Here is a 25,160-nt window from a genome sequence, read left to right on the forward strand (position 1 = left end):
TGCTCGCCGCTCAACGAGCAGATCGGAGTCGATTGATGTTCGCCTTGTCCCTGTCGCACCGCCTTCGGGTGGCCGCGATCGCCGTTGTCACGACCGCCGCCGCGTTCTGCGCGGTAGCGCCACCCGCCGCCGCCGCGCCCGCACGAGATCCGATCCTCTTCGTCCACGGGTGGCGGGGTTCGGCCGCGAACTGGGACTACATGTGGGGACGGTTCCTGAACGACGGGTACTCCACCGATCGGCTGGCACGGTTCACCTACGACAGCACCCAGTCGAACAAGGACATCGCGGTGCAGGTGCATGCGCAAGCCGACGCGTTGCGGGCGCGAACCGGCGCCGCGAAGGTCGACATCGTCACGCACTCGATGGGTGGCCTCAACAGCCGCTGGTACCTCAGGAATCTGGGCGGCCTCGACCTCGTCGACGACTGGGTCTCCCTCGGCGGACCCAATCACGGCACGGACACCAGCAACAGTTGTTACGACGTCTCCTGTGTGGAGATGCGGGCCGGTTCGGCCTTCCTCACCGACCTCAACAGCGGCGACGAAACGCCGGGCCGGGTGAACTACGGGACCTGGTGGTCACCGTGCGACGAGATCATCAACCCGGATGAGAGCACAATCCTCAACGGCGCCACCAACACCCGCACGGCCTGCCTCGGCCACCTCCCCCTGCTGTCCTCGGCACAGGTGTACGAAGGAGTACGTGATTTCGTGAGGTAGTGGCCCGCCCCGCCCCTTCCAGGCCACCGGCGGTCGTTTGTCTTTCGCAGGCTGGGTAGTCCCGTGCAGTAAGGACAAAAGGGGCGGGATGCGAGGAGTAGACCCATGAGCACCACCAGTTGGATCGTGACGATCGTCGTCGCTGTTCTGATACTCGCCGTGCTGGCCGGCGTCGTCGCGGCGCTGCTGCGTAAGCGTCGTGAACACCACCGGGTCGAAGCGGCCGGAATCCGGGAACGAGTGGCGGGGCAGGAACTCGAGGTCGGGCAGCGGGAGGCGCGGGCGGAGGAGCTCGCCGCCAGGAGCCGCGCGGTGCAGGCCGAAGCGGACGCCAAGGCCGCGCAGGCCGAACAGCTCGCTCAGCAGGCCCAGGTGCACCACAGCGACGCCGCGGATTCACGAGCCGAGCTGGACAAGGAACGGGAACGCGCGGACCGGCTCGACCCGGACCGTAAGCGGGCGCGGACCGCGGACGACCAGCCCGAGCAGACGCCGAACACCTGACCGAGCCGAACCCATGAGGAGGTCGCCATGACATCGGCCGACGCCGATTCCACCCGCCTACGCGAAGAACGCGCGGAACTGCTCGACAGACGAGCGAAGTTGAGCGAGTCGATCGAACGCGTCCAGCACGTCGGAAGTGCCGCCGACGGTGAGGAATACGTCGAGGCGCGGGAAGAGAAGGCGCTCATCCAAACCCGTCTCGACGAGATCGACGAGATCCTGGCCGGGGATCGGCGGTCCTGACGCGTCGGCCCCCGGCGTCCGGCAAGTATCGTTCACTTGCGCCGAACGTGTGCTGGACGAGGGGGCTGACCACAGATGAACGACGTGCCGCACATCCTCACCCCCGGCCAGACCTGCTGGCAGATCGCCCGAGCCGACCGCCTGGCCTGCATCATCGACGCGGCCGACTACTTCCGCTACGCCAAATCCGCGATGTTGCGGGCGCGCAAACGCATCGTTCTGATCGGCTGGGACTTCGACACCCGGATCAAGTTCGAACCGCAGGGGAAGACCCTCGACGGACCGGACCGGCTGGGCAAATTCCTGTCGTGGCTGCCGAAACAACGGCCGGACCTCGACATCTATCTGCTGAAGTGGAATGTCGGCGCCTTCGCCGCGATCGGCCGGGGGATGACACCGATCTTCGTCGCCAACTGGCTCACCGACCGGCGGCTGCACTTCGAAATGGACGGCGCGCATCCGATCGGCTCGGCGCATCATCAGAAGATCATCGTGATCGATGACCAGCTCGCGTTCTGCGGCGGCATCGACATGACCGTCGACCGCTGGGACACCAGCGACCACCGCGACGACAACGCCTACCGAACCGCACCGAACGGCCGCCGCTACGGCCCGTGGCACGACGCGACCACCGCGGTGGACGGCGCCGCCGCGAAGGCGATCGGCGAACTGGCCAGAGCCAGGTGGAAGGCGGCGACCGGGCAGGACCTGGCCCCGGTCGACGAGCTCGCCGGGGAAACGCCGTGGCCGGCGGGGCTGGAGCCGACGATGCGGTCCGTGGACGTGGGGATCGCCCGGACCCTTCCCGAACTCGCCGACCGCGCCGAGGTCCGCGAGATCGAGGCGCTGTATCTCGCGGCGATCGCGGGCGCGACCAGTTCGCTGTACATCGAGAGCCAGTACCTGGCTTCGCGCACCCTCGCCGAGGCGATCGCCGCCCGCCTGCGCGAACCGGGCGGGCCGGAGATCGTGCTGGTCCTCCCCCGGCACGCCGACGGCTGGCTCGAGCAACTGGCCATGGACGGTGCCCGCCGACGCCTGCTGCATCTGCTGTGGAAAGCCGACACCGAGCAGCGGCTCGGTGTGTACTACCCCGTCACCGCCGACGGTGCGCCCATCTACGTCCATGCCAAGGTGCTGGTGGTGGACGACCGCCTGCTTCGCGTCGGGTCATCGAACCTCAACAACCGGTCGATGGGTTTCGACACCGAGTGTGACCTCGCCGTCGAGGTCACGCCCGCCACCCCCGACTGCGAGGTCCTGCGCGAAACTATTCTCGGCATCCGCCGCCGCCTGCTCTGCGAACACCTCGACACCGACCCGGCCAAGTTCGACGCCACCGTCGCCGAAACGTCCTCGCTCGTCCGCACCGTCGAAGCGCTGCGCGGCGAAGGCCGGACGCTGATCCGATTCGACCCCGAAACGGTCGCCGACGAGGACAGCCCGCTGGCCGAAAGCGAACTGATGGACCCCGAACGCACCCCGGCGAGATTGTGGGACAGTCTTTTTCCGAGAGGCGTTCGCCGCCCGGGGCCGACTCGATAAGCGCGTGGCGGTTCGACTCAGGGGAACCGGGCGGTGAGGTCGGTCGAGATCTCGTAGTGGCGTACCAGGAACGACCGTTCGTCGAGCTTCTTGCGGCGCAGCCAGCCCGTCACCTCGGCATTGCATTTGCTGGCATTGCACGACGCACACGCGGGTACCACATTGGCGAGTGTGTAGCGCCCACCGCGTGAAATCGCCCGCACACAGTCCTTCTGCGGCGACGCGACCGCAGCGCCGCAGTAGGCGCAACCGCCCCAGGACTCCTTGAGCGCGTCCCACTGCGCGTCGGTGAGGTCGTGGGCGACGAGCCCCATACGCTTCTTGCGCTTACGCGCCGCGCGAACCTGTTTGCTACCGCCAGTCGGCACGACGGTGAGAATACGCGTTACGACGCTGGTCGCGCGCTATTCCACTGTTACCGGGTCTTGATTGCTTCCTCGGTTCACACGGAGCAGAGTTGGGTTGCACAGCGCGAAACACCCCTCCTGAGCACACGCTGATCGGAGAATCATGGGTCACCGGACGAGTTTCGCAGTGTTTGTCGCGACCGTGAGTTTGTTCATCGCCACGGCCTGTGGAACGTCGTCGGATTCCGGCGGCGATACCACTGGCACATCGGCCGGTGCGCAGGCCGAACCCGCGTACGCGGCCACCCTCCGGCCGATGATCACCCAGCTCATGAAGGACAACGTCATTCCCGGAGCTGTCGTTGTCGTCAAATCGCCGAAGGAAGGCGATTGGACCGAGACGTTCGGCACCCGCGTCATCGGTGCCGACGATCCCCTGTCGGCGGACGACTACTTCCGGATCGGCAGCAACACCAAGACCATGACCTCGACGGTCATCCTGCAACTGGTGCAGGAGGGCAAGCTCGCGCTCGATGACCCGATCGGCAAATACTGGCCGGGAGTACCGAACGGCGACCAGATCACCATCGCACAGCTCTCCGAAATGCGCAGTGGGCTATACAGTTACACGTTCGACCCGGAATTCAATGCCACACTGGACAGTGACCCGGACAAGGTGTGGACGCCCGAGGAAATGCTCGCGATCGCCTTCTCCCATCCGGTGAATTTCGCGCCGGGGGAGAAATTCGAGTACAGCAATACCAATACGATCCTGCTCGGCCTCGTCATCGAGAAGGTCACGCAGATGTCGGCCGCCGAGAATTTCCAGCAGCGGATCTTCGAACCGCTCGGCCTGAAACACACCTCGATGCCCGCCGCGACGGACGACTCGATCCCCGACCCGCACCCGCAGGGGTACGCGTTCGGCACCAATGTCTCCACCATCGACACGTTCGCCCTGCCACCCGGGGAGCAGGCCGCCGCACTCGCGGGCACGCTGCGACCCGGCGACGCCACCGACGCGAGCCCGTCGTGGACGTGGACCGCCGGTGCCGCGATCGCGACGGCAGGCGATATGGCGACGTACGTGCGGGCACTCGTCGAGGGCGACATGCTCGACGAGCAGCAGCAGCGAATCCGGATGGACAGCATCCAACCCATCGACCCCGCCGCTCCCGACGTCGCCGGCTACGGACTCGGCATCGTCCGATTCGGCAAGCATCTGTTCGGGCACGACGGTCAGATCCCCGGATACATGACCTTCATGGGACACGACCCGGCCTCGGACCTCACGATCGTGGTCGCCACGAACCTCGCGACAGTGCCCTCGGGCGAGGGCTCGGCCCTGGTCCTGGCCAAAGCCATGCTGCCGGTCTTCTACGGCAACGAACCGGTGCCGGACAGCCCAGCCGCACCCGACACCGGCGCAACGATCGCGCCCACCGGCCCGACCACGATGCCCCGGTGACGATGCCGCGAGCCCGACATCTTCCGCCGTGCGCGGCGCTCGCGGCCGAGACCTACGCGGACACCGGGCTCGCTGAACGTTCGAAACGCCGCACGAGAACCGCGTGCACCACCGGAACCAGCAATTCGACCGGAATCATCAGCACGTAGAACCCGTGTGGCGCTCCGGCAACGGCCCAGGCCAGGATCCGCGCCAGCCCACCGAGAAAGAACAACAGCCCCAGCGCGTCGATCACCCTGGCGCGCCCGACGATATCTGCCGCCGCCCAGACGAACGCCGCACCGTACGCGGCGAAGAGCACGCTGTAGAAACGCAGATCCGACTCCATGGTGGCATTGACCTCGCCGCCACCGATGTAGGTCGACTGACCGAACAGCAAGTGCGCCAACGCGATACCGACGACGGCAACGCCGAAAACACGAAGCCATACCTGAAATACGCGCATCCCCATCCCCCTTCTTCGACAACTGCAGAACAGGATCACGGTAGCCGCTGTCTTCGATGCTCGTGGCAATCCGCGCGGGCGGGCCATGTCAGCGGAGGTGTCAGGAGGGCGTCAGGTTCGTGTCAGTGACGACCGACAGAGTGTGTTCATCGAAGAAAGCGGGCCCGCCGAAAAGGGCGGGGCCACAAGCGAAACGAGGAACACGACATGATCACCACCGCTTCTCTGACCGACCAGGACAAGGCCACCCTGCGCACCGCCGCCTACGGCGCTGTTTCGCTCATTGCCGCCGCGGGTGCGCCGCACAAGGCCGTCTCCCAGGGCACCACCGCGCTCACCTCGGCGACCGGGCTTGTCGGGCATGTGCTCTCGGCCAAGTCGCGCGATATCCATCTGCCGGGCAAGACTGTCGCCGAGTTCGCCGATCATGTCCTGCCTGCCCTGACGGCCGCGGTGGAACTGCTCGCCGCCCATGACCCCGCCGAGGCCGACAACTTCCGCGACACCGTCCTCGTCGCCGTCCAGGCCGCCACCCACACCAAGAAGGACCCCACGCCCGCGGTGACCGCGATGGCCGCCAAGATCACCGCCGCCCTCGCCTGACGACAGCCGGAACCGTAAGGGCTGTGCGCAGATTCCCGGATCACGCACAGCCCTCGACGGCTGCCGCCAGTCCGGTTATGGTCACTATGACCATAACAAAGGAGAAGGCAATGGCCGACATCAGCAGCTACCCGGGACTTCGGCACCTCCGGGGAGCCCCGACAGTGCACGTCAGACACGTCCGCAAGGGCAAGCTCCTGCACGACGGCACGGGGCTGAGCTTCTGGTTCCGCCCGAGCACGGCGGTGCTCAGTGAGGTTCCGGTGGACGACCGGGAGCTGCCGATGCTCTTCCACGCCCGCACGCACGACCACCAGGACGTCACGGTCCAGCTGACGGTCACCTACCGCTGCACCGATCCCGCGACGACGACGAGCCGGATCGACTTCTCGATCGACCCCGACACGGGGACCTGGCGCCAGGACCCGCTGAGCCAGATCGCCAACACCCTCACCGAGAACACCCAGCAACACGCCCTCGAGGTCCTCGCCACGCTCGATCTCGAGACCGCCATCCGCACCGGCGTCGAAAAGGTCAAGGAAGCCACCGGCACTCTGACCGCGGCCCACATCGGGCTGGAGATCATCGACGTCCGCGTGGTCGCGATCCGCCCCGACGCGGAGATGGAGAAGGCGCTCCAGACCACGGTCCGCGAGAAGGTCCAGCAGGAAGCGGACCGGGCGACCTACGAGCGGCGCGCGCTCGCCGTCGAACGTGAGCGCGCGATCAGCGAGAACGAACTGCAGAACCAGATCGAATTGGCGAAACGGGAGGAGCTCCTGGTGGTCCAGCGCGGCGCGAACGCGCTGGAGAAGGCCGAGAGTCAGGCCAGAGCCGACCGGATCGCCGTCGACGCCGAAGCCGACGGGATCCGCAAGCTCGCCGAGGCCGAGGCGGCCGGCGAGAAGGCGCGCCTGGATGCCTACCGGGACGTCCCGCGGGAGACGCTGTACGCGTTGGCGGCGAAGGAACTCGCGGGCAACCTGCCGGAGATCGGCAGCCTCACCCTGACGCCGGACATGATCGCGCCGATCCTGCAACGGTTCACCCGATGAGCCTGGCGCCGCGAATCGTATTGGTGCACAGGCGAACCGAGTTGTCCGAGCTGCTGGCGCGGCACGGGACGCGCGGGCAGGTGGAGTTCTTCCTGAACTCGCGCGGCAGGTCACTCGACGAGGTGGTGGAGCGCGACCGGCGGACCCGCGCGGCGATCGCCGAGGTCAGTGCGGCCATTCCGCTCGACTGGCGGCGCGGCACGGTCGAGCGGGAAGACCTGTCGCGGTTCCTGTTCGGCCCCGAGGACATCGTGGTGATCGTCGGGCAGGACGGGTTGGTCGCCAACGTGGCCAAGTACCTCGACGGCCAGCCCGTCATCGGCATCAGCCCGGAACCCGGCGTGCTCGCCGAGCACTCCCCCGCCGACGCGACCGAACTCCTGCACAGCACCGGTAACACCGAGGACCGCACGATGGTCGAGGCGAGAACGGACGACGGCGCGACGCTGCGCGCGCTCAACGAGATCTACATCGGCCATCCGAGCCACCAGACCAGCCGGTACCGCCTCCGTGACGAGCGCCAGGCATCGTCGGGCATCCTCGTTGGCAGCGGTACGGGTGCGACAGGCTGGTGCCTGTCGGCTCACCGCGAACGGAAAAGCCCTGTCGCCCTTCCTCATCCCACCGAGCGCAGACTCGTCTGGTTCGTCCGGGAGGCGTGGCCGTCACCGGCCACCGGGATCGCGCACACCGAGGGCGAGATCACCGGTGACAGCCTGCACATCGACGTGGAGTCCGACGGACTGGTGGCCTTCGGTGACGGCATCGAGCACGACGCACTTCGCCTGGGCTGGGGCCAGCGGCTCAGCGTCGGCCTCGCCACCACCAGTCTGCGCCTGGTGCGTTGAAGTAGGACAGTCGGTCGTCGCTACCGTGCAGGCGGAAGAATCAGAGGCTGCGTGTCAAGACACAATCCCGGCCATTGATTGTGGAACCTGGCGGAGGCGGGGAAATAAATACCGTTTTCGATGTGAAAGCAATTCGCACGAAACGCATCATCGTCTCCCTGATGACCACCGCGCTGGCCTCCCTCGCGCTCGTGAGCACCGCCGCATTGCCGTCGGCACCCGCTGTGGCGGCTCCGAGTTCGGGCGGGCAGATCTCCCTGCAGGGGGCGGTCAATGTCCGCGACATCGGCGGCTACCGCACGTATGACGGGGCAACTGTCAAGTCCGGCAAGGCGATTCGCGCCGACGCCTTGCCCGAGCTGACCGATGGCGATGTGGCCACCCTGGCCGGGCGCAATCTGAAATCCGTGGTCGACCTCCGCACACCCGGGGAGGTGCAATTCATGGGGGCCGACCGGTTGCCCGCCGGGGTGCCCCTGGTTGCCCGACCCGTCGACGACACCGGATTGTTCGTCCAGATGATGCAGATCATCCAGTCCAAGGACCCACAGCGTCAGCAAGAAGTATTAGGTAACGGTGGGGCCGAACGGATCATGAGCGGTGTCTACGCCAGTTTCCTCACCGCCGCCTCGCGTGCCGCGTTCGGTGCGACCGTTCGTGAACTCGCGGCCACCGACGGTGCTCTGCTCTATCACTGCACGTCCGGTAAGGATCGGACCGGGTTCCTCACCTATGTGGTGTTGCGCGCGGTCGGCGTCCCCGAGCAGACCGCCCGCCAGGATTATCTGCGCTCCAACGAATTCCGTGCCGCCGCGGACGCGAAACTGCGGGAGCAGGTGAAACAGGCAGGCTATATGCAGAACCCCGATCTGCTCATCCCGCTGCAGGAAGTCCGCACCGAATATCTCGACACCGCAGTGCGGAAACTGGAGCAGGATTACGGCAGCTTCGGCAAATTCCTCACCGACGGCCTCGGTATCGACGGGATGACGCTGGTGAAATTGCGGAAGAACCTCGTCGGCTGACCGGTATCGAGAACCGTACCCGCGTGGTGGGTCATGGCCGCACGAGCCGTGACCCACCACCTATTCGTGCCGGGGACTGATCGCTCGCGCGGCTTCGGCGGCGTCGAGCAGGATCCGGGCCAGCCTGGCAGTGCCCGGCGGATGCTGCCCACCGATCCGCCCGGACAGCGACAGCGCGGCCATCCCATTGTCGACCCTGATCGGAACCCCGACGCACACGATCCCGGTGATCGACTCCTCACGATCGAGGGCGACTCCCTGATGGTTCCGCACGCGGTCCAGTTCGCGGTGCAGCTCGCCACGGAAAGCGATGGTGCGGGAGGTGAGGCGCGAAAGATGCTGGGGGAAGGCCATTTCCACGACACTCGTTTGGAGGGTGGCCAGCAGTGCCTTGCCGAGGGCAGTGCAGTGCGCGGGGATGCGGCCGCCGAGGCGGGTCTGGATACCGACACCGCCGCGACCGACCACCTTGTCGATGATGAGCACCTCGGGTCCGTCGAGCACGCCGAGGTGCGCGACCATGCCGGTGGTTCGGCACAATTCGTGCAGCAGTGGTCCCATCGCGTCGCGGATCTCGTTGTGTTCGATGGCGAGTCCACCGAGTTCCAGTGCCCGGGTGCCCAGCCGGTAGCCGCCGGGTGCGTGCGCGAGCCAGCGCAGCCGGATCATCTGATCGATGATGCGGTGCACGCTCGAACGAGGCAGACCGGTGCGTTCGGCGACGTCGATCAGGGTGCGCATCGGCACGGGTCCGTCGAAGCTGTCCAGGATCAGGGTCATCCGCTCGATCATCGAGACCGGTGCGTGGCCGGTGTGCGCCGTTGTCCGTGGCGCGACGCGTTCGTCGACGGTCATGCCTCACCTCACTGCTGTTCGCTGTGGGCATCACTGTGCCGGTCCGGCGGCGCGCGGGAATCGCGGAAACTACGGAAGTCGTGCGCGCGGACTACGGAGATCGCCTCACCAGAACTCGACATCAGGCGGTGAGTCGGCTCACCCAGGCGGCGATCTGGGTGCGGGAGGTGAAGCCCAGTTTGGTGAGGATGTGGTCGACGTGGCTCTCGGCGGTGCGGACCGAGATCACCAGTTCCTGCGCGATCCGGCGGTTGCCGTAACCGCGCGCGATCAACATCGCCACGTCGCGCTCCCTTCGGGTCAGCACTTCCAGTCCCGTGTCGACGGCGGTGACCGTCGACGGTTCGCTGCCTGTCGCGTAGTCGACGGCGTCCTCGGCGGTGAGCGCGGCGCCCGCGTCGAAGCAGGCGGCGAACTCCCGCGCGCCGAGTGCGTTCTCGACCTGTTCGCGGATTCGGCGGCCGATGAGCTGGGTCATCGCGTGCGCGAGTCGTTGCGAGCTGCCCCGGCGGACGGCTGTCGCCGCACCCATCAACCGTGCCGCGCGCTCGAGGTCGCCGTCGGCGGCGGCCGCCCAGGCCAGGCCGTCGACGCTGGTGGCGATCCAGGCACACCGGTCGAAGAGCCGGAACAATTCGATCGATCGGCGGAGAGCCGCGACCGCGCCGGGCTGATCACCGTCGCGCTGTCGCTGGGTGCCGACCGCCCAATGGGCGAGTCCGCCGAGCAGGTGGGAGCCGTGTTCGCTGGTCACGACCAGGAGTTGCGCGGTGAGGGCGGCGGCGTGTGGGTCGTCCAGGGCCAGCGCGCAGACAGCGGCGAAGGCCAGACTCTCCATCTCTACGCGCGGGTGGGTGCACTCGCGCGCGCAGACCGACACCGCCAGGGCGATGTCGAGTGCGCCACGCGGATCGCCCGCACCGAAAACCAAGACGGCTCTGGCCATCTCGGCCTCGGAACGCACCTGCGCCGACCCGGTTTCGGCAGCGATCGCGGCACCGGCTTCGGCGAATTCCGCCGCCTTCTCGGACTCGCCGCGCATGGCGGCGATCACCGCGCAGGCGGCCAGCGCCCTCGCGCGGACGACGGTGTGTTCGGCGTTCTTCGCCAGTGCCTCCGACAGCCAGCGGTAACCCTCCAGCAGCAGGTGGCAGTGCTCCCAGAACGGCCACAGCTCGGTCGCGATCTCGAGCGCGCGCCGGGAACCGGCGGGATCGTCGAGGCAGAACTGCAGCGCGGCACGCAGATTGGCGTGTTCTCGGGCGACATCACCGAACCAGGTGGTGTCCGCGGAGCTCCAGTACTCGTCGCGGCCGCGGCGCGCGAGGCGGTAGTAGTACTCGCGATGGGCGATACGGGCGGCGTATTCGGCGCCGCGCGCCCGCAAACGATCACCGGCGAACTGGCGCAGCGGCTCGAGCATCGTGTACCGGCCCGTGCCGTCGACGCCCGGACCGTAGCTCAGCACGGACTTGTCGACCAGCCCGGTGAGCGCGTCGAGCAGGGTCTGCGGTGTACCGAGGTGACAGACCGCTTCGGCGGCGGCGAGGTCGACACCGCCCGCGAAGACCGACAGCTGCTCCCACAGCCTTTGCTCGTCCGGTGTACACAGGTCGTAGCTCCAGCGAATCGCCGAGGCCAGCGTCTGCTGGCGTTCGGGTGCGGCGCGCGGCCCGGTGGTGAGCAGCCCCATCGCGTCGTCGAGGCGGGCAAGGACCTGCTCGGGCGTGAACATCCGCATCCGCAGCGCCGCCAACTCGAGGGCGAGCGGGATGCCGTCGAGGCGGCGGCAGATCGCGACCAGTGTCGCCGGATCGGCTTCGCGCCGTGCGAAATTCGGGTCCGCGGCGGTTGCGCGGTCGATCAGCAGGCGGGTCGCCGGGTTGTCGAGATCGGCGTGGTCGGGGCCGGGCACCGGCAGCGGGGCCACGGGCAGAATCTGCTCGCCGGGGACGCCGAGCGGTTCGCGGCTGGTCGCGAGGATCCGCAGGCCGGTGGTCGCCGGGATCAGCCGGTCCGCGAGCGCGGCACACGCGTCGATCACGTGCTCGCAGTTGTCCAGGATCAGCAGGAGATCGGCGTCGGCCAGGTGCTCGGTGAGGGCGGTGAGCGGCGCACTGATGTCGTCACGTAATCCGAGCTCGCGTGCCACGGTCGACGCGACAAGACCCGGATCGTTCACATGCGCCAGCTCCACCAGCCACACCCCGTCGGGAAACGCCCGCCGAGCCACCTCCCCCACCCGCCTGCTCAACCGCGTCTTGCCGACCCCACCCACTCCGGTCAACGTGAGCAACCGTGTCCCCCCGAGCAGCTTCCTGGCCGCGGCGACATCATCGTCGCGCCCCACAAAGCTGGTCACCTCCGCCGGAAGATTCCCCGGCACCCGCCTGCGCACACCCCACTGTCGCACACGGCGTTCCAGCGCACAGGCGGACAGCGACGCTGATCGGAAGGTCATCGGTACGCTCGCGGGATGGGCGGGGACTTCTCACATCGAGCCGGGCGAAGCACAGGCAACCAAGTGGATGAGCACCCGGACATGTCGCGCCCGGCCCGCCTCGACGCTCACAGTGCTGTCGCCACCGCCCTCGCCCTGCACAGCGACCACGCCTTGCGCGAACTCGTCGACGCGGCCACGCCGGTCGGCACCGGGATCGGCGGGAAGTCGGCGCTGCTCGAGGTTGCCGGGACACCGGTTTTCGTGAAGCGGGTGCCACTCACCGACCTGGAACGGGAGCCGGAGCACGTTAGGTCAACGGCGAATCTGTTCGAGCTGCCGCAGTTCTACCACTACGGCGTCGGCCTCATCGGTGGGGCGGGGTTCGGGGCCTGGCGCGAGCTCGCCGTGCACATCATGACGACGAACTGGGTGCTGGCCGCCGAACACGAGGGCTTCCCGTTGATGTATCACTGGCGGGTGCTGCCCGATACCACCCCGCTGCCGGACGAGCTCGCCGACATCGATCGCGTCGTCGCCTACTGGGACGACCGGCCGCAGGTGCGTCGACGGATCGAGGCTGTCCGGGACTCTTCGGCGAGCATCGCGCTGTTCCTGGAGTACATCCCGCACACCCTGCATGAGTGGCTCGACGCCCGGATCAAGACAGGCGCGGACGCCACCGATCAGGCCTGCGCCATGGTGGAACGGGAACTGGCCGATGGCACCGCGTTCATGAACAGCCGTGGACTGCTGCACCTCGACGCGCACTTCCACAACATCCTGACCGACGGTCGACGCCTCTACTTCGCCGACTACGGTCTCGCGCTCGCCTCCGGCTTCGACCTCTCACCGCACGAAGCCGCGTTCTTCGCCCGGAACCAGAGCTACGACCGCGGTTTCACCCCGACCTACCTGGTGAACTGGCTGCTCACCGCGCTGTACGGCCTCCGCCGGGAAGACCGGGACAAGCGCCTCACGATGGTGCGCGACATCGCCGACGGCGAACCCGCGACAGGAATTCCGGACGGGGCCGCCGCAATCATCACCCGGCACGCACCGGTCGCCGCCACGATGTCGGCGTTCATGCGCGCGTTCCAGCAGACGACTCGGCGCACGCCGTATCCGGACGAGGAGATCAGACGACTGTGCGGCGGATGAGCGCATTCAGGTGGATGTGTCGGCAGCGCTGTTCCTTTTCTTCGGGAGCGGGCCGCCGATCAGGACGTCGGCCCAGCGGGTGGAGGGGTCGATGTCGAGTAGGAGGGCTTTCACCAGGAGGGTGAGGGGGATGGCGAGGATGGCGCCGAGGCCGCCGAGTACCCAGGCCCAGAACACCAGGGACAGGAAGGTGATGGTGACGCCGAGTCCTACGGCGTCGCCGACGAATTTGGGCTGGATGATCGACTGGATGACGAAATTGATCACGCTGTAGACCACGATCACCCACACCATCAGAACCGGTCCGCTGTCGAGCAGAGCCAGCAGCGCGGGTGGGATCACGCCGATGACGAAGCCGATGTTCGGGATGTAGTTGGTGATGAACGACAGCAGCGCCCACAGCAGCGGTAACGGCACTCCGAGCAACCACAGTGCACCGCCGTCGATCACCGCCACGATCGCACCGAACACCGTCGAGACGACCAGATATTTGCGGGTGCCCGCCGCGAAACTGCCGAGTGCCTGGGCGACGGCGGGCCGTTCGACCGCGACCACGGCCATCCTCGGCCGCATGCTCATCCCGTCGACTGCCATGAACAGCAACAGCGCGGCCACGAAGAACAGATTCGAGAACACCCCGACCACGCCGCCGAGCAGGTTGTCGAGCAACCCGACGAGTTTGCCGAGGTCGATGCCCTGCACAGCCTTCTGGATCTGGTCGTGACTCAAGCCGGCGGCGTCGAGCCGGCCACGAACGGTGTCGAGCAGCTCGTCGAGGCTGCCGGTGTACTGCGGTAGCCGCGAAGCCAATTGCGCGACCGAAAGCGCGAGCGCCCCACCGAAACCCACCAGAATGAGCAACACCGCACCGAAGGCGAGCAGCATGCCGAGCCAGGCCGGACCACCGCGCTGCTGCACCCTGGTCTGGATCGGCTGCACGGCGATGGTGAGCATCAGGGCCAGAAATGTCGGACCGACCACACCGGCGAAGGCTTTCAATCCCGTGACGCAGATGATGACCGCGGCGATCGACAACAGCACGACGAGACCGCGGGGAATGGACCACCCACCCGCACCGGGAAACTGCCGGACCGTGTCCGTGGTGTGCATGCGACGACGCTAATCCCGTGCGCACTGCCTCCGGATCACCCGTTCGGGGTGAATTCGCCGCGCGGTCGGTGCGAAATTCATCCATTACGGGTGATTTCGTGGACGCCGCCGCTTTCTACGCTTGGCCGGACATGGCGAAAGGATCGCGATGCTCGGCTTTCTCGTCCCCACCGATCAGCGCCGCACCCTCGACGAACTGACCGACAAACTCGACCTGTCGGTGGGCTCGGTCGCGGCGAAGCGCTCGGCGTTCTGGATCATGCTCGTGCTCTCGGCGGTGATCGCGATCTCCGGTGTGGTCGGCGATTCCACGGCCACCGTGATCGGCGCGATGATCGTCGCCCCGCTGTCGATCCCGATTCTCGGGGTCGCTCTCGGTGTGGCGACCGGGCGCGCCGCGCTGGTGGGCCGCAGCCTGCTGCTGGTGGTCGCCGGTATCGCGGTGGTGGTCGTGCTCGGTTTCCTGTTCGCGCAGCTGCTACCGAATCCGGTGAATGTGCTGTCCAACGCGCAGGTCGTCGGGCGGACCTCACCCAAACTGATGGATCTGACCGCAGCGCTGGCCACCGGTCTCGTCGCGGCGGTGGCGATCACTCGCCGTGATGTGGGTGACGTGCTGCCCGGTGTCGCCATCGCGATTTCGCTGGTGCCGCCGCTGGGCGTGGTCGGGGTGTGCCTGGGCTCGCAGGCGCCCGCCCTGGCACTCGGTGCGTTCGTGCTGTTCGCCTCCAACATGCTGGCCATGATCATCACCACCACCACGGTCCTGCTGCTGGCCGGATACGGGCGCGACGCCGAGGCGCCGACCGGTGGGCGCGGGCGCGCCTACCTGGTGCTCGGCGCGGCGCTGATCCTGGTGGCGGTGCCGATGGTGATCAATTCGCTGTCGACGCTGTGGGCCGGGCAGATCTCCGACGTCGCCCGCGACTGGCTGCGTGAGCAGCCCAGCGCCCAGGTGGTGGACGTGACACTGCACAGCAACACCGCCACCATCACCGTCCTCGGTCCGCAACAGCTGCCCGACCTGGCCGAATTGCAGCGCCGGGTCGACGATCTCGTGCCCTGGCACCCCGACGTCGTGGTCGTGCACAACGTCGGGGGCCGGGTGCGACCACGGTGACACCGACGTCGCCGCACCACCCGACGTGTTCACCGACCGGTGGGCGCTCAGCACGAAAGTGAGGGATCAACAATGGATTTCTGGGACGTCATCTGGGCCATTGTCGTAAGTTTCGCGTTCATCGCCTATCTGCTGCTGATCTTCGTCATCCTCACCGATCTCTTCCGGGACCGGAAAACCTCGGGCTGGGTGAAGGCGATCTGGGTGCTGTGCCTGTTCCTCTTCCCGCTGATCACCGGGCTCGTGTATTTGATCGTGCGCGGCGACGGAATGGGCGAACGCACCGCCGAAGCCGAGCAGCAGGCCAAAGCCGCGACCGATAGTTACATCCGGGAAACCGCGGGCACCAGTTCGGCCGCCCAGATCGCGGACGCCAAGAAACTGTTGGACTCGGGTGCTATTACCGAGGGCGAATTCCAGCAGCTCAAGGCGAAAGCCCTCGCCTGACTTCCCCCGTCCACATCGATGGCCACCGGTCGCGACCGGTGGCCATCGATGTTCCGTCTGTTCAGCCCAGCAATTTCGTCTTGGCGGAAGCGAACTCGGCGTCCGACAGCGCACCGGCCTGGTGGAGTTCACTGAGCTTGGTCAGTTCGGCGACCACGTCGACACCACCCGGCTGCGGGGCACGTGCCGACGGGGGCGGAGGCGGCGGAGGAGGTGCGTAGGCCGGCTGCTGGGCGGTCATCTGCTGATCGGCGTACGCCTGTTGTTCGGCATTGCGCCTGCGCGCCCGATTGTCGACCGCATTGGACGTCGCGGTCGCGGTGCCCGCGATCACAGCTGTCCTGGCGACCGCGCCCAGCAGGCCCGGCCTGCCTACCCGGCCCATCCGAAGTGGCATCTCGATGTCCTTTCTAGATACGGGCCGCGGCGACAGCGGCATCGACGGAGTCACGGGGCACCTGGATGTGCAGGGCGACCTCACCGTCGGCCGCGCGCACCGCCGCGGCCAGTTTCGCGGCCCACGTCTCCTCGAACACCAGCACCACCGCGGTGGTGCCGGGTTCCATGGAGGCACGAACCACGTCCAGGTCGGCGTCGCTGACGAGGTCGATGTCGGCCGCGGTGAGACCGGTGATCCCGACCTCGTCGACGTCGTCGTCGATTTCGCGTTCGGTGACGGCGCCGGTCCGATCCATGGTCAGCACGATCAGGTCGAGCAGGGTGACCATGTCCGCGTCGACCACCCGGCGCACTTCCTCGATGACAGATTTGTCGACGCTCGAACCGGGAAAGGTCAACACCACGAATTCGACCGGGCCAAGAGTTGGTGTGGGAGCCATAGGCGAATACTGCGTGTGAACGGCCATCGGACGCATCACCCGATTCGGGTGACCTGTGTACGGGGCGATCTCATCCGTCTCGTGTGAGGTGGGGCGCCCACCTGTGCGTTTACGGTCGCGCTATGGGTCCGGTCATCGGAGATCTGCTTCCGCTCGCTGTCGGTGTCGCGTTGTCGCCGATACCGATCGTGGCGACGATTCTCATGATTCTGTCGGCGCGGGGAAGAGGCGCGGCGATCGGGTTCGCCACCGGGTGGGTACTCGGCATTCTGGTGGTGACCGGGCTGGTGACGCTGTTCGCCGGCAACCTGGGCGGGTCCGACGACAGCGAACCAGGCGCGGCGGCGGCGTGGATCAAGATCGTCCTCGGGGTGCTGCTCGTGGGGTTGGCGGTGAAACAGTGGCAGGCGCGCTCGCAGACCGAGGTGCCCGGCTGGATGCGCGCGATCGACACCCTCACCCCGGTGAAGGCGACCGGGTTCGGGGCGCTGCTGTCCGGGGTCAACCCGAAGAACCTGCTGCTGTGTGTGTCGGCGGGTGTCGCGATCGGGGCGGCAGGCCTTGGCACCGGCGGCGCGGTCGGCGCGATCGTGGTGTTCACGGTGCTCGCGTCGGCCACGGTGCTGACCGTGGTGCTCGGCTACCTCGTGGCGGCCGAGCGGCTCGGCCCGGCGCTGGACCGGCTCCGGGTGTGGTTGCAGGACAACAATCACGCCGTCATGGCCATCGTGCTGCTGGTCATGGGTGCGGTGGTCCTCGGTAAAGGGCTGGGCGGATTGCCGGGGTGAAGTCGATGTCGGTACCGGTGTTCACATCCCTGCGTGATTATCGCGGCGACTGGGTGCGTCCCGATGTGATCGCCGGGCTCACGGTGTGGGCGGTGCTGGTGCCCGAGGCGCTGGCCTACGCCTCCATCGCCGGAGTGCCGCCGGTGGTCGGGCTGTACGCGGCGGTACCCGCCCTGGTGCTCTACGCGCTGGCGGGCAGTTCGCGCCACCTGGTGGTCGGCCCGATGTCGGCGACCGCGGCGCTGTCGGCGGCGATCGTCACCCCGACGGCCGGCGCCGACGGCGGCCGCTATCTCGCCTTGACCGCGGCCCTGGCCATCTGCACCGGCATCGTCGGCCTGCTGGCCGGGCTGATCCGGCTGGGATTCATCGCGAGCTTCATCTCCGGACCCGTTCTGAAGGGCTTCATCGTCGGGCTGGCCCTCGTGATCATCATCGGCCAGGTACCCAAGCTCCTCGGGCTGCACAAGCACGAGGGCAACTTCTTCGAACAAGCCTGGGGCGTCCTGCGCAATCTCGGTGAGATCGACTGGCGCACAACACTTGTCGGCGCCCTGAGCCTGGTCCTTGTACTCGCGCTGCGGCGCTGGCTGCCGATGGTGCCCGGCGCCCTGCTCGCCGTGGTACTCGGCATCGCCGCGGTGCACCTGCTCGGTCTCGACGACAAGGGCGTCGCGATCGTCGGCCACATCGACGCGGGTCTCCCCCGTCTCGGCCTGCCCGGCGGGCTCGGTCTCGGTGACTATCTCGAGCTGCTCGGTCCCGCTGTCGGCGTGGTGCTGATCGGCTTCGCCGAAGGCCTCGGCGCCGCCAAAACCTATGCGGCCAAGTCCGGTTACCAGGTCGACCCCGACCGGGAGCTGCTCGGGCTCGGTGCCGCCAATATCGGCTCGGGGCTGAGTTCGGGCATGGTGGTCAACGGCAGCCTGTCCAAGACCGCCGTCAACGGTGGCGCCGGAGCGAAAACACAGCTCAGCGGCCTGGTGGTGGCCGCGCTGACCATCCTCACACTGCTGTTTCTCACCGGCCTGTTCGAGAAGCTGCCGGAGGCGACCCTCGCGGCGGTGGTGATCGCGGCGGTGATCGAACTCGTCGACTTCGCCGCCCTGCGCAGGCTCTACGGGGTGTGGACCGGCCTGCTCGGCGGCATCTACGGGCACGCTGCCCGCGCCGATTTCGTCGCCGCCATGGCCGCCCTGCTCGGCGTGCTGCTGTTCGACACGTTGCCCGGACTGCTGATCGGGATCGGTGTCGCGGTGCTGCTGCTGGTCTACCGCGCCTCCCATCCGCACGTCGCCGAACTGGGCAAGAGCGGCTCGCTCTGGGTGGACAAGGCCAGACATGCGGACCTGCCGACCCGGCCCGACCTGCTGGTGGTGCGCGTCGAATCCGGTCTGTTCTTCGCCAACGCCGACTTCGTGCGCGAACACATCGAGGCACTGTGCACCGAGTCGACCCGGCTGGTGGTCCTCGACGCCGAAACCTCGCCCTCCCTGGACGTCACCGCCGCCGACATGCTGCTCGACCTGCGGAAAGAACTGGCCCGCAAGCGCATCGACTTCCGTATCGCCCGCTCGGTGGCGCAGTTCGGGGCCGAACTCGGTTCCGCCGTGGTCGGCGCGACCCCCATCCAGGTGTATCCGACGGTCACCGAGGCCGCCGCCGACCTACCCGATTCCGGAAAGGAACACCCATGAACGGCATGATCGTCGCGCTGGTCGGTGCCCTGCTGTGCTTCTACGGGGTCCGCTCGGTGCACCTGGGCATCCTCGCCATCGGGTTCGGCCTCGGCTGGCTGATCGCCGACCTGTGCAACGCGTCGTTCTGGTGGCTGCTGCTGATCGCGCTGATCGGCGCAGTGTCGACCTGGGTGGTGACCTCGCTGATCTTCCGCTTCGCGGCCTATTTCATCGGCGGCCTCACCGGCGCGATGATCGGCACCAAACTCGCCACGGTGCTGCAACCGGGCGACAAGAACTGGGCACTGAGCATGATCGTCGCCGCCGCGGTCTGTGTGGCCGGTGCCTTCCTGGCCGACAAGTTCCGGGCCCGCGCCCTGCTGTGGCTGACCTCGATCGGCGGCGCGAGCATGATCCTGTCGGGCCTCGGCCGCATGGGCGACCTCGAGTTCCTGCGCGATCCCGAACCCGGCTGGCAGCAGATGGCGGCCACGCTGTCATGGGTCGCACTCTCGGTACTCGGCTGGCTCACCCAGCGCCACCTGTTCGCGGAACGACTCGGCATCGAACCCGATGCCGACGAACCGCCGTCGCGCAATGTCGGCGGGAAATGGCCGAGCCGGTGAGCCCGGGAATTTCACCCGGAGCGGGTGAGGCGCAACCGTCGCCGCCGATGTGATGCTGCAGGAGCAGGCCACCCGGGACGGGTGGCCGCAGGACCGAGCAACAGTGGAAAGGGATTCGATGACCAGTCCGCAGGAAGCTTCCGCAGCCGTCGAGGCAGGCAATGCCGAGGTGCTGCGCACGATGCCGTTCGGCGACACCCAGGATTTCGCGGACTCCGACCGCGGGTTCATCGCCGCGCTCACCCCGCCGCTGATCCGAACTGCCGACGGCGACGTGGTGTGGGACTGCGATTCCTTCTCCTTCCTCGACGACGACTGCCCCCCGACGGTGAACCCGAGCCTGTGGCGGCAGTCGAAACTGACTGTGATGCAAGGGTTGTACGAGGTCACCGAGGGGATCTACCAGATCCGCGGACTCGACCTGTCGAACATGACCATGATCGAGGGCGAGAGCGGCGTGATCGTCGTCGACCCGCTGATCTCGGTGGAGACCGCGGCCGCCGGGCTGGCGCTGTATCGCGAACATCGCGGTGATCGCCCGGTGGTCGCGGTGATCTACTCGCACTCCCATATCGACCACTTCGGCGGCGTGAAAGGGGTGACCACGCAGGAGGATGTCGACGCGGGCCGGTGCACGATCATCGCACCGGCCGGCTTCACCGAGCACGCCGTCGAGGAGAACGTCTACGCGGGCACCGCCATGGCCCGGCGCGCGGCCTACATGTACGGCGCGGCACTGCCGCGCGGGCCGATGGGCGCCGTCGGCGCGGGGTTGGGACCGACCACCTCGATCGGTCGGCCGAGTCTGATCACCCCGACCATGTCGATCGACCACACCGGACAAGCCGTCACGGTCGACGGCGTGGCCATCGAATTCCAGATGACTCCCGGCACCGAGGCGCCCTCGGAGATGAACTTCTACTTCCCCGCCCGCCGCGCACTGTGTATGGCCGAGAACTCCACTCACACCCTGCACAATCTGCTCACCCTGCGCGGAGCGCTCGTTCGCGACCCGCACGTGTGGTCGAAGTACCTCACCGAGGCGATCAACCGCTATGCCGCGAGGACCGATGTGGTGTTCGCCTCGCACCACTGGCCGACCTGGGGCACCGAGCGCCTCACCGAGTACCTGTCGATCCAACGTGATCTCTACGGTTACCTGCACGATCAGACGCTGCGCTGGATCAACAAGGGCGCCACCGGAACCGAGATCGCCGAGAACTTCCCCATGCCACCCGCGCTGACGGACAGCTGGTCGACCCACGGGTATTACGGTTCGGTCAGCCACAACGTCAAAGCCGTCTATCAGCGCTACATGGGCTGGTTCGACGGGAACCCGGCCAACCTGTGGCAGCACAGCACCGCCGACGCCGCCGTGCGGCACGTGGACTTCATGGGCGGTGCCGAGGAAGTGATCGCCAAGGCACGAAAGTCCTTCGCCGAAGGCGACTTCCGCTGGGTCGCCCAGGTGCTCAACTATGTGATCTTCGCCGACCCGGACAATGCCGAGGCCAAGGCCCTGCAGGCCGACACCCTCGAACAACTGGGCTACGGCGCCGAGAACGGCACCTGGCGCAACTTCTACCTCATGGGCGCCTACGAATTGCGCAACGGCTCCATCGGCACGCCGACGGTCGCGGCGGCACCGGACATCCTGGATCAGCTGACCGTCGAGCAGGTTTTCGACGCGATCTCCCTGCGCATCGACGGGCCGCGGGCATGGTCGGCCCGGATCGTCATCGACTGGCGCGTGACCGATACCGGGATCGTGCACCGCACCCAGTTGCGCAACGGCCTGCTGGTCCATTTCGATGTCGACGGGGAGGTCGCGCCCGCCGACGCCACCTTCGCCCTCAGCGCCGCCGACCTGCGCGCGGCCTTGCTCGCCGGCGGCGACCTCGGCGCGATGATCGAAGCGGGCCGGGTCACGGTCGACGGCGACGCGGGCAAACTGGCCGAACTCGTCGGCTATCTCGACGAACCGGACCCCGATTTCGCCATCGTCACACCCTGATTCGACCCGGAGCCGCGCCTCGACTGGTTCAGGCCTGGGGCGGGTCGACGAAGATGTCGTATTCGAGATCGTCGCTGCCGCCGTAGGCGGAGAAGTCGGTCCGGCCTTCGGCTCGCAGGACTTCCACGTCGAGGAAGGTGTTGCCGGTGACCGTGCGGGCGTCCTTCTCGAGGATCGCGATCGCGGCGTCGGCCACGATCTGCGGGGTGCGGGCCTTCGCGGTCGCCTCGTCGCCACCGAGCAGGTTCTGTACCGCGGCGGTGGCGATGAGCGTCTCGGGCCACAGGCAGTTGGCGGCGACGCCGTGCTCGGCGTACTCGGCGGCCCAGCCGAGCGTCAACAGAGACATGCCGTACTTGGCCACCATGTAGGCGGGGTGGGCACCCAGCCAGGCGGGTGCGAGGTTCAGCGGAGGCGACAGGCTCAGGATGTGGGCGTTGTCGCTGCGGCGCAGGTGCGGCAAGCAGGTGCTGGTGAGCAGATAGGTACCGCGCAACTGGATCTGCTGCATGAGATCGAACCGTTTGACGGGCAACTCCTCGGTCGGGGCGAGCGCGATGGCCGACGCGTTGTTGACGCAGTAGTCGATGCCACCGAACCGTTCGACGGTCCGGCGCACGGCCTCGGTGACCGATGCCTCGTCGCGGACGTCGCCGACCACCGCCAGCGCCTGCCCACCCGCGGCCTCGATCTCGGCGGCCGCCGTGTGGATGGTGCCGGGCAGCCGTGGATCGGGAACGTCGGTCTTGGCCAGCAGCGCGATATTGGCGCCCTGACGTGCGGCGGCGAGCGCGATGGCCAGCCCGATGCCGCGGCTGCCGCCCGACATGATCATCGTGCGTCCGGCCAGCGGTGAGGTAGATGTCGTCATGCCCGGCGACATTACATATCTTCAACAGCCGTAGCAATAGTGAAATATGTACACTCGACCCGTGAAATCCGAGGTCACCGGTTCCGGCGTGATGGTGCGTCCGGTGTCGGCGCGGTCGGCGCTGATCCGCATCCTCATCGCGGCCGACTCGCCGACGATGACGTCACAGCAGATCTGCGCCGCCACGACCGCGGCGGGTTACCCCGAGGCCACCGTGCGCGTCGCGGTGTCGCGGATGGTCGCGGCCGGTGAGCTCGTGCGCGCGCGTCGCGTCTACACCCTCGCCCCACACCTGCGTGCCCGGCGCGTGGACCTCCTCGCGCCCCGGACGCTGCCCTGGCAGGGCGATTGGGAACAGGTCGTCATCACCGCGACGGGACGACCCGCCGCCGACCGCGCGGCACTGCGCGCGACACTGCTCTCGCTGCGCCTCGCCGAACTCCGTGAAGGTGTGTGGATGCGCCCGGCCAACCTCGCGCGGAACCTGCCCGACGATCTCGGCGACACCACGATCGTCCTGCGCACCCGTGCCGTGGACGACCCGGTCTCGCTGTGTGCTCGGCTGTGGCCGCTGACCGACATCGACGGCCGCGCCCGTGAGCTGCTCGAAGCCATCGAAACCGCCGGCCCCGCCGCCCGGTTCACGACGGTGTGCGCCGGCCTCGACCTGCTCACCACCGACCCCGCGCTGCCCACCGAACTGCGGCCCGACGGCTGGGCGGTCGACGCACTGCGCGAGACGACGACGGCCTATCTCGGCTGGTTCCAGGAACTGAGCCGCGGCACCGGGGACTGACAACGACCTCAGCCGCGAAATTCGTGCTCCGCCACGACGGCTTCGGTGATCCGGCACAACTCCGCGCCCGTTCGCCTGTGAGTACGGCGACGTAGGCCGAGAATGCCCATGAGCGCACCGCGGGAAAGAGGCACCCATGGCAGACAAGCAGGTACCGACCGGACGACTGTCACGCAGCGCACGGCTCGGCCGGTTGGCCGCGGGACAGGCGGCCCGCGGCCTCGGTACCCGGCTGGCGATGATCGGGCGAACCGAACAGGCGCGCCGCACACTCGCCGAACGCTCGACACTGCAAGCCGCACAGCAGATCGTCACCGTGCTCGGTGGGATGAAGGGCGCGGCGATGAAATTGGGGCAGATGGCCTCGGTGCTGGATCTGGACATGATCCCGGAGGAGCACCGTGAGATGTTCCGCACGAAACTGGCGAAGCTGCGCTACAGCGCACCCGAGGTGCCGTTCGCGCAGATGCGCGCGGTGATCGAGCAGGATCTCGGGCGGCTGAGCCGGGTGTTCGCCGACTTCGACCCGGAACCGGTGGCGGCGGCCTCGATCGGCCAGGTGTATCGCGCCCGGTTGCGCGACGGACGGGTGGTCGCGGTGAAGGTGAAGTATCCCGGCGTGGATCGGGCGGTGCACGCCGATATGCGCAATCTCGAATTCTTCAGCGGCCTGTGGAAATCGTTTCTGCCCTCGGCCGCCGACACCGAGGTACTCGCCGAGATCTCCGGCAATATCGTCGCCGAACTGGACTACCGACGCGAAGCGGCCAACCAGCATCGGGTCGCCGCACGCTACCGGGACCACCCGTTCATCCTGGTCCCCGACGCCGTCGAGGAGTTCTGTGGCGACAATGTGCTGGTCACCGAATTCGTCGAAGGCATCTCGTTCGACGACATCCGCCGTCTGCCCGCCGCACGCCGCGATCACATCGGTGAGCTGGTGTACCGCTTCTACATCACCGGCATGTTCCGCGACGGCGAGTACTGCGCCGACCCGCATCCGGGCAATGTGCTGCTCGCCGACGACGGCCGGGTCGGTTTCGTCGACTTCGGGCTGTACAACACGATCGAGCGCGCCGACCTGGATTTCGAGCGGCAGGTGATCCGCGCGGCTCACCGCTTCGACAGCGACGAGGTGTTCCGGCGCTGGTCCGAGCGCGGCATCATCGCCCCCGACTCGCCGGTGACGCCCCGGTCGGTGCTCGAATACGTGTGGGCCGCCTCGGGCTGGCATCTGCTCGACGAGGAGGTCACCCTCACCCCGGAGATCGCCACCAGCGCGGTCGTGCTCGCCACCGACCCGCGGGCGGCGCAGCGGCGCGAGGTTCGCCACCTGCTGCTGCCGCCCGAGCACGTCTTCTCCCGCCGCGCCGACCTTTTCACCCTCACCGCGCTCGGTCAGCTCGAGGCGACCCGGAACTGGCACGACCTTGCCCGCGAATGGCTCTACGACGAACCGCCGGTGACCGAGATCGGCCAGGAGATCGAGGTCTGGCGGCACACGGTCATCAATGCCTGAGGTGTTTCGTGAACTACCACAGTGCGGTTGGGTTTCCGGCACAAAGAGCGGAACATAGGCCGTACCGGGTGCGGGGCACGCGCCTACGTT

The 25,160-nt window shown here is 67.6% G+C and carries 26 protein-coding genes; 18 read left to right on the top strand and 8 right to left on the bottom strand.

Going from position 1 to position 25,160, the window contains the following annotated elements:
• Positions 1 to 35 precede the first annotated feature (35 nt).
• The 4 genes from ACSVDM_RS18805 (at position 36) to ACSVDM_RS18820 (ending at position 3,014) form a co-directional block, all read left to right on the top strand.
• A complete protein-coding gene (locus tag ACSVDM_RS18805) occupies positions 36 to 722 on the top strand; it encodes an esterase/lipase family protein (RefSeq protein WP_439266621.1) in 687 nt (228 codons plus the stop codon).
• 105 nt (positions 723 to 827) lie between these two features.
• Positions 828 to 1,226, top strand: coding sequence for an EGFR-like transmembrane domain-containing protein (locus ACSVDM_RS18810; protein WP_439266623.1), 399 nt, complete (start codon positions 828 to 830; stop codon positions 1,224 to 1,226).
• Positions 1,227 to 1,253: 27 nt separating this feature from the next.
• Positions 1,254 to 1,469: a hypothetical protein gene (locus ACSVDM_RS18815; protein ID WP_067639715.1), complete on the top strand. Its 216-nt coding sequence runs from the start codon at positions 1,254 to 1,256 to the stop codon at positions 1,467 to 1,469.
• A gap of 75 nt (positions 1,470 to 1,544) precedes the next feature.
• Positions 1,545 to 3,014 carry a phospholipase D-like domain-containing protein gene (locus tag ACSVDM_RS18820; protein WP_439266625.1) on the top strand — a complete coding sequence of 490 codons (1,470 nt, stop codon included), beginning with the start codon at positions 1,545 to 1,547 and terminating at the stop codon, positions 3,012 to 3,014.
• A 17-nt stretch (positions 3,015 to 3,031) separates the two neighbouring features.
• On the opposite strand, the gene ACSVDM_RS18825 is transcribed toward ACSVDM_RS18820, so the two are convergent.
• Positions 3,032 to 3,382, bottom strand: coding sequence for an HNH endonuclease (locus ACSVDM_RS18825; protein ID WP_439266627.1), 351 nt, complete (start codon positions 3,380 to 3,382; stop codon positions 3,032 to 3,034).
• Positions 3,383 to 3,677: 295 nt separating this feature from the next.
• Between ACSVDM_RS18825 and ACSVDM_RS18830 the strand changes: the two genes are divergently transcribed.
• Complete coding sequence (locus ACSVDM_RS18830; RefSeq protein ID WP_439266629.1) at positions 3,678 to 4,829, top strand: serine hydrolase domain-containing protein; 1,152 nt, start codon at positions 3,678 to 3,680, stop codon at positions 4,827 to 4,829.
• A 52-nt stretch (positions 4,830 to 4,881) separates the two neighbouring features.
• On the opposite strand, the gene ACSVDM_RS18835 is transcribed toward ACSVDM_RS18830, so the two are convergent.
• Positions 4,882 to 5,274 carry a DUF4345 domain-containing protein gene (locus ACSVDM_RS18835; RefSeq protein ID WP_439266631.1) on the bottom strand — a complete coding sequence of 131 codons (393 nt, stop codon included), beginning with the start codon at positions 5,272 to 5,274 and terminating at the stop codon, positions 4,882 to 4,884.
• A gap of 207 nt (positions 5,275 to 5,481) precedes the next feature.
• On the opposite strand from ACSVDM_RS18835, the gene ACSVDM_RS18840 reads away from it, so the two are divergent.
• The 4 genes from ACSVDM_RS18840 to ACSVDM_RS18855 all read left to right on the top strand — a co-directional run bounded on the left by ACSVDM_RS18840 (position 5,482) and on the right by ACSVDM_RS18855 (position 8,805).
• A complete protein-coding gene (locus ACSVDM_RS18840; RefSeq protein WP_439266633.1) occupies positions 5,482 to 5,877 on the top strand; it encodes a hypothetical protein in 396 nt (131 codons plus the stop codon).
• A gap of 110 nt (positions 5,878 to 5,987) precedes the next feature.
• Positions 5,988 to 6,932 carry an SPFH domain-containing protein gene (locus ACSVDM_RS18845; protein WP_439266635.1) on the top strand — a complete coding sequence of 315 codons (945 nt, stop codon included), beginning with the start codon at positions 5,988 to 5,990 and terminating at the stop codon, positions 6,930 to 6,932.
• 41 nt (positions 6,933 to 6,973) lie between these two features.
• Complete coding sequence (locus tag ACSVDM_RS18850; protein ID WP_439266638.1) at positions 6,974 to 7,780, top strand: hypothetical protein; 807 nt, start codon at positions 6,974 to 6,976, stop codon at positions 7,778 to 7,780.
• A gap of 122 nt (positions 7,781 to 7,902) precedes the next feature.
• A complete protein-coding gene (locus ACSVDM_RS18855; protein ID WP_439266640.1) occupies positions 7,903 to 8,805 on the top strand; it encodes a tyrosine-protein phosphatase in 903 nt (300 codons plus the stop codon).
• A gap of 60 nt (positions 8,806 to 8,865) precedes the next feature.
• Here ACSVDM_RS18855 and ACSVDM_RS18860 read toward each other — a convergent pair whose 3' ends face one another.
• Positions 8,866 to 9,660 carry an IclR family transcriptional regulator gene (locus ACSVDM_RS18860; protein WP_439266642.1) on the bottom strand — a complete coding sequence of 265 codons (795 nt, stop codon included), beginning with the start codon at positions 9,658 to 9,660 and terminating at the stop codon, positions 8,866 to 8,868.
• A 121-nt stretch (positions 9,661 to 9,781) separates the two neighbouring features.
• Positions 9,782 to 12,010 (bottom strand): ATP-binding protein, encoded by a 2,229-nt coding sequence (locus ACSVDM_RS18865; RefSeq protein ID WP_439266645.1) that lies wholly within the window; start codon positions 12,008 to 12,010, stop codon positions 9,782 to 9,784.
• 174 nt (positions 12,011 to 12,184) lie between these two features.
• On the opposite strand from ACSVDM_RS18865, the gene ACSVDM_RS18870 reads away from it, so the two are divergent.
• The gene (locus ACSVDM_RS18870; RefSeq protein WP_439266647.1) at positions 12,185 to 13,261 is read left to right on the top strand and encodes a protein kinase family protein; all 1,077 of its coding nucleotides are present in this window, start codon (positions 12,185 to 12,187) and stop codon (positions 13,259 to 13,261) included.
• Positions 13,262 to 13,267: 6 nt separating this feature from the next.
• Here ACSVDM_RS18870 and ACSVDM_RS18875 read toward each other — a convergent pair whose 3' ends face one another.
• Complete coding sequence (locus ACSVDM_RS18875; RefSeq protein ID WP_439266649.1) at positions 13,268 to 14,371, bottom strand: AI-2E family transporter; 1,104 nt, start codon at positions 14,369 to 14,371, stop codon at positions 13,268 to 13,270.
• A 148-nt stretch (positions 14,372 to 14,519) separates the two neighbouring features.
• Here ACSVDM_RS18875 and ACSVDM_RS18880 point away from each other — a divergent pair, with 148 nt between their 5' ends.
• Entirely contained in the window at positions 14,520 to 15,491 is a 972-nt protein-coding gene (locus ACSVDM_RS18880) for a DUF389 domain-containing protein (RefSeq protein WP_439266651.1), read from the top strand.
• Positions 15,492 to 15,563: 72 nt separating this feature from the next.
• Complete coding sequence (locus tag ACSVDM_RS18885; protein ID WP_181698314.1) at positions 15,564 to 15,938, top strand: SHOCT domain-containing protein; 375 nt, start codon at positions 15,564 to 15,566, stop codon at positions 15,936 to 15,938.
• Between the two features lie 61 nt (positions 15,939 to 15,999).
• Here the strand turns inward: ACSVDM_RS18885 and ACSVDM_RS18890 are convergent, their stop codons facing one another.
• A complete protein-coding gene (locus tag ACSVDM_RS18890) occupies positions 16,000 to 16,335 on the bottom strand; it encodes an SHOCT domain-containing protein (protein WP_439266654.1) in 336 nt (111 codons plus the stop codon).
• A 13-nt stretch (positions 16,336 to 16,348) separates the two neighbouring features.
• On the bottom strand, positions 16,349 to 16,777 hold the full coding sequence (locus tag ACSVDM_RS18895; RefSeq protein WP_439266656.1) for a DUF6325 family protein: 429 nt from the start codon (positions 16,775 to 16,777) through the stop codon (positions 16,349 to 16,351).
• Positions 16,778 to 16,899: 122 nt separating this feature from the next.
• Here ACSVDM_RS18895 and ACSVDM_RS18900 point away from each other — a divergent pair, with 122 nt between their 5' ends.
• The 4 genes from ACSVDM_RS18900 (at position 16,900) to ACSVDM_RS18915 (ending at position 21,884) form a co-directional block, all read left to right on the top strand.
• Positions 16,900 to 17,565, top strand: coding sequence for a GAP family protein (locus ACSVDM_RS18900; RefSeq protein WP_439266658.1), 666 nt, complete (start codon positions 16,900 to 16,902; stop codon positions 17,563 to 17,565).
• 5 nt (positions 17,566 to 17,570) lie between these two features.
• Positions 17,571 to 19,262, top strand: coding sequence for a SulP family inorganic anion transporter (locus ACSVDM_RS18905; RefSeq protein WP_439266660.1), 1,692 nt, complete (start codon positions 17,571 to 17,573; stop codon positions 19,260 to 19,262).
• Complete coding sequence (locus ACSVDM_RS18910; protein ID WP_439266661.1) at positions 19,259 to 19,870, top strand: DUF4203 domain-containing protein; 612 nt, start codon at positions 19,259 to 19,261, stop codon at positions 19,868 to 19,870. The genes ACSVDM_RS18905 and ACSVDM_RS18910 overlap by 4 nt, the downstream gene beginning before the upstream one ends.
• Positions 19,871 to 19,988: 118 nt before the next feature.
• Positions 19,989 to 21,884 (top strand): alkyl/aryl-sulfatase, encoded by a 1,896-nt coding sequence (locus tag ACSVDM_RS18915; RefSeq protein ID WP_439266663.1) that lies wholly within the window; start codon positions 19,989 to 19,991, stop codon positions 21,882 to 21,884.
• Between the two features lie 28 nt (positions 21,885 to 21,912).
• On the opposite strand, the gene ACSVDM_RS18920 is transcribed toward ACSVDM_RS18915, so the two are convergent.
• On the bottom strand, positions 21,913 to 22,755 hold the full coding sequence (locus ACSVDM_RS18920; RefSeq protein ID WP_067494435.1) for an SDR family oxidoreductase: 843 nt from the start codon (positions 22,753 to 22,755) through the stop codon (positions 21,913 to 21,915).
• Between the two features lie 61 nt (positions 22,756 to 22,816).
• Between ACSVDM_RS18920 and ACSVDM_RS18925 the strand changes: the two genes are divergently transcribed.
• The gene (locus ACSVDM_RS18925; protein ID WP_439266664.1) at positions 22,817 to 23,551 is read left to right on the top strand and encodes a hypothetical protein; all 735 of its coding nucleotides are present in this window, start codon (positions 22,817 to 22,819) and stop codon (positions 23,549 to 23,551) included.
• A 136-nt stretch (positions 23,552 to 23,687) separates the two neighbouring features.
• The gene (locus tag ACSVDM_RS18930) at positions 23,688 to 25,070 is read left to right on the top strand and encodes an ABC1 kinase family protein (protein WP_439266666.1); all 1,383 of its coding nucleotides are present in this window, start codon (positions 23,688 to 23,690) and stop codon (positions 25,068 to 25,070) included.
• The last annotated feature ends 90 nt before the right edge of the window (positions 25,071 to 25,160 follow it).

Source organism: Nocardia sp. JW2, from assembly GCF_051843015.1.
GTDB lineage: Bacteria > Actinomycetota > Actinomycetes > Mycobacteriales > Mycobacteriaceae > Nocardia > Nocardia coubleae.

Excerpts from the sequence above, each read along its gene's own strand:
- ACSVDM_RS18810 (WP_439266623.1), top strand. The coding sequence starts at position 828 with ATGAGCACCACCAGTTGGATCGTGACGATCGTCGTCGCTGTTCTGATA.
- ACSVDM_RS18900 (WP_439266658.1), top strand. The coding sequence starts at position 16,900 with ATGGGTCCGGTCATCGGAGATCTGCTTCCGCTCGCTGTCGGTGTCGCG.
- ACSVDM_RS18835 (WP_439266631.1), bottom strand. The coding sequence starts at position 5,274 with ATGCGCGTATTTCAGGTATGGCTTCGTGTTTTCGGCGTTGCCGTCGTC.
- ACSVDM_RS18885 (WP_181698314.1), top strand. The coding sequence starts at position 15,564 with ATGGATTTCTGGGACGTCATCTGGGCCATTGTCGTAAGTTTCGCGTTC.
- ACSVDM_RS18910 (WP_439266661.1), top strand. The coding sequence starts at position 19,259 with ATGAACGGCATGATCGTCGCGCTGGTCGGTGCCCTGCTGTGCTTCTAC.
- ACSVDM_RS18895 (WP_439266656.1), bottom strand. The coding sequence starts at position 16,777 with ATGGCTCCCACACCAACTCTTGGCCCGGTCGAATTCGTGGTGTTGACC.
- ACSVDM_RS18905 (WP_439266660.1), top strand. The coding sequence starts at position 17,571 with ATGTCGGTACCGGTGTTCACATCCCTGCGTGATTATCGCGGCGACTGG.
- ACSVDM_RS18875 (WP_439266649.1), bottom strand. The coding sequence starts at position 14,371 with ATGCACACCACGGACACGGTCCGGCAGTTTCCCGGTGCGGGTGGGTGG.
- ACSVDM_RS18915 (WP_439266663.1), top strand. The coding sequence starts at position 19,989 with ATGACCAGTCCGCAGGAAGCTTCCGCAGCCGTCGAGGCAGGCAATGCC.
- ACSVDM_RS18820 (WP_439266625.1), top strand. The coding sequence starts at position 1,545 with ATGAACGACGTGCCGCACATCCTCACCCCCGGCCAGACCTGCTGGCAG.
- ACSVDM_RS18805 (WP_439266621.1), top strand. The coding sequence starts at position 36 with ATGTTCGCCTTGTCCCTGTCGCACCGCCTTCGGGTGGCCGCGATCGCC.
- ACSVDM_RS18930 (WP_439266666.1), top strand. The coding sequence starts at position 23,688 with ATGGCAGACAAGCAGGTACCGACCGGACGACTGTCACGCAGCGCACGG.
- ACSVDM_RS18890 (WP_439266654.1), bottom strand. The coding sequence starts at position 16,335 with ATGCCACTTCGGATGGGCCGGGTAGGCAGGCCGGGCCTGCTGGGCGCG.
- ACSVDM_RS18920 (WP_067494435.1), bottom strand. The coding sequence starts at position 22,755 with ATGACGACATCTACCTCACCGCTGGCCGGACGCACGATGATCATGTCG.
- ACSVDM_RS18880 (WP_439266651.1), top strand. The coding sequence starts at position 14,520 with ATGCTCGGCTTTCTCGTCCCCACCGATCAGCGCCGCACCCTCGACGAA.
- ACSVDM_RS18860 (WP_439266642.1), bottom strand. The coding sequence starts at position 9,660 with ATGACCGTCGACGAACGCGTCGCGCCACGGACAACGGCGCACACCGGC.
- ACSVDM_RS18830 (WP_439266629.1), top strand. The coding sequence starts at position 3,678 with ATGATCACCCAGCTCATGAAGGACAACGTCATTCCCGGAGCTGTCGTT.
- ACSVDM_RS18815 (WP_067639715.1), top strand. The coding sequence starts at position 1,254 with ATGACATCGGCCGACGCCGATTCCACCCGCCTACGCGAAGAACGCGCG.
- ACSVDM_RS18840 (WP_439266633.1), top strand. The coding sequence starts at position 5,482 with ATGATCACCACCGCTTCTCTGACCGACCAGGACAAGGCCACCCTGCGC.
- ACSVDM_RS18845 (WP_439266635.1), top strand. The coding sequence starts at position 5,988 with ATGGCCGACATCAGCAGCTACCCGGGACTTCGGCACCTCCGGGGAGCC.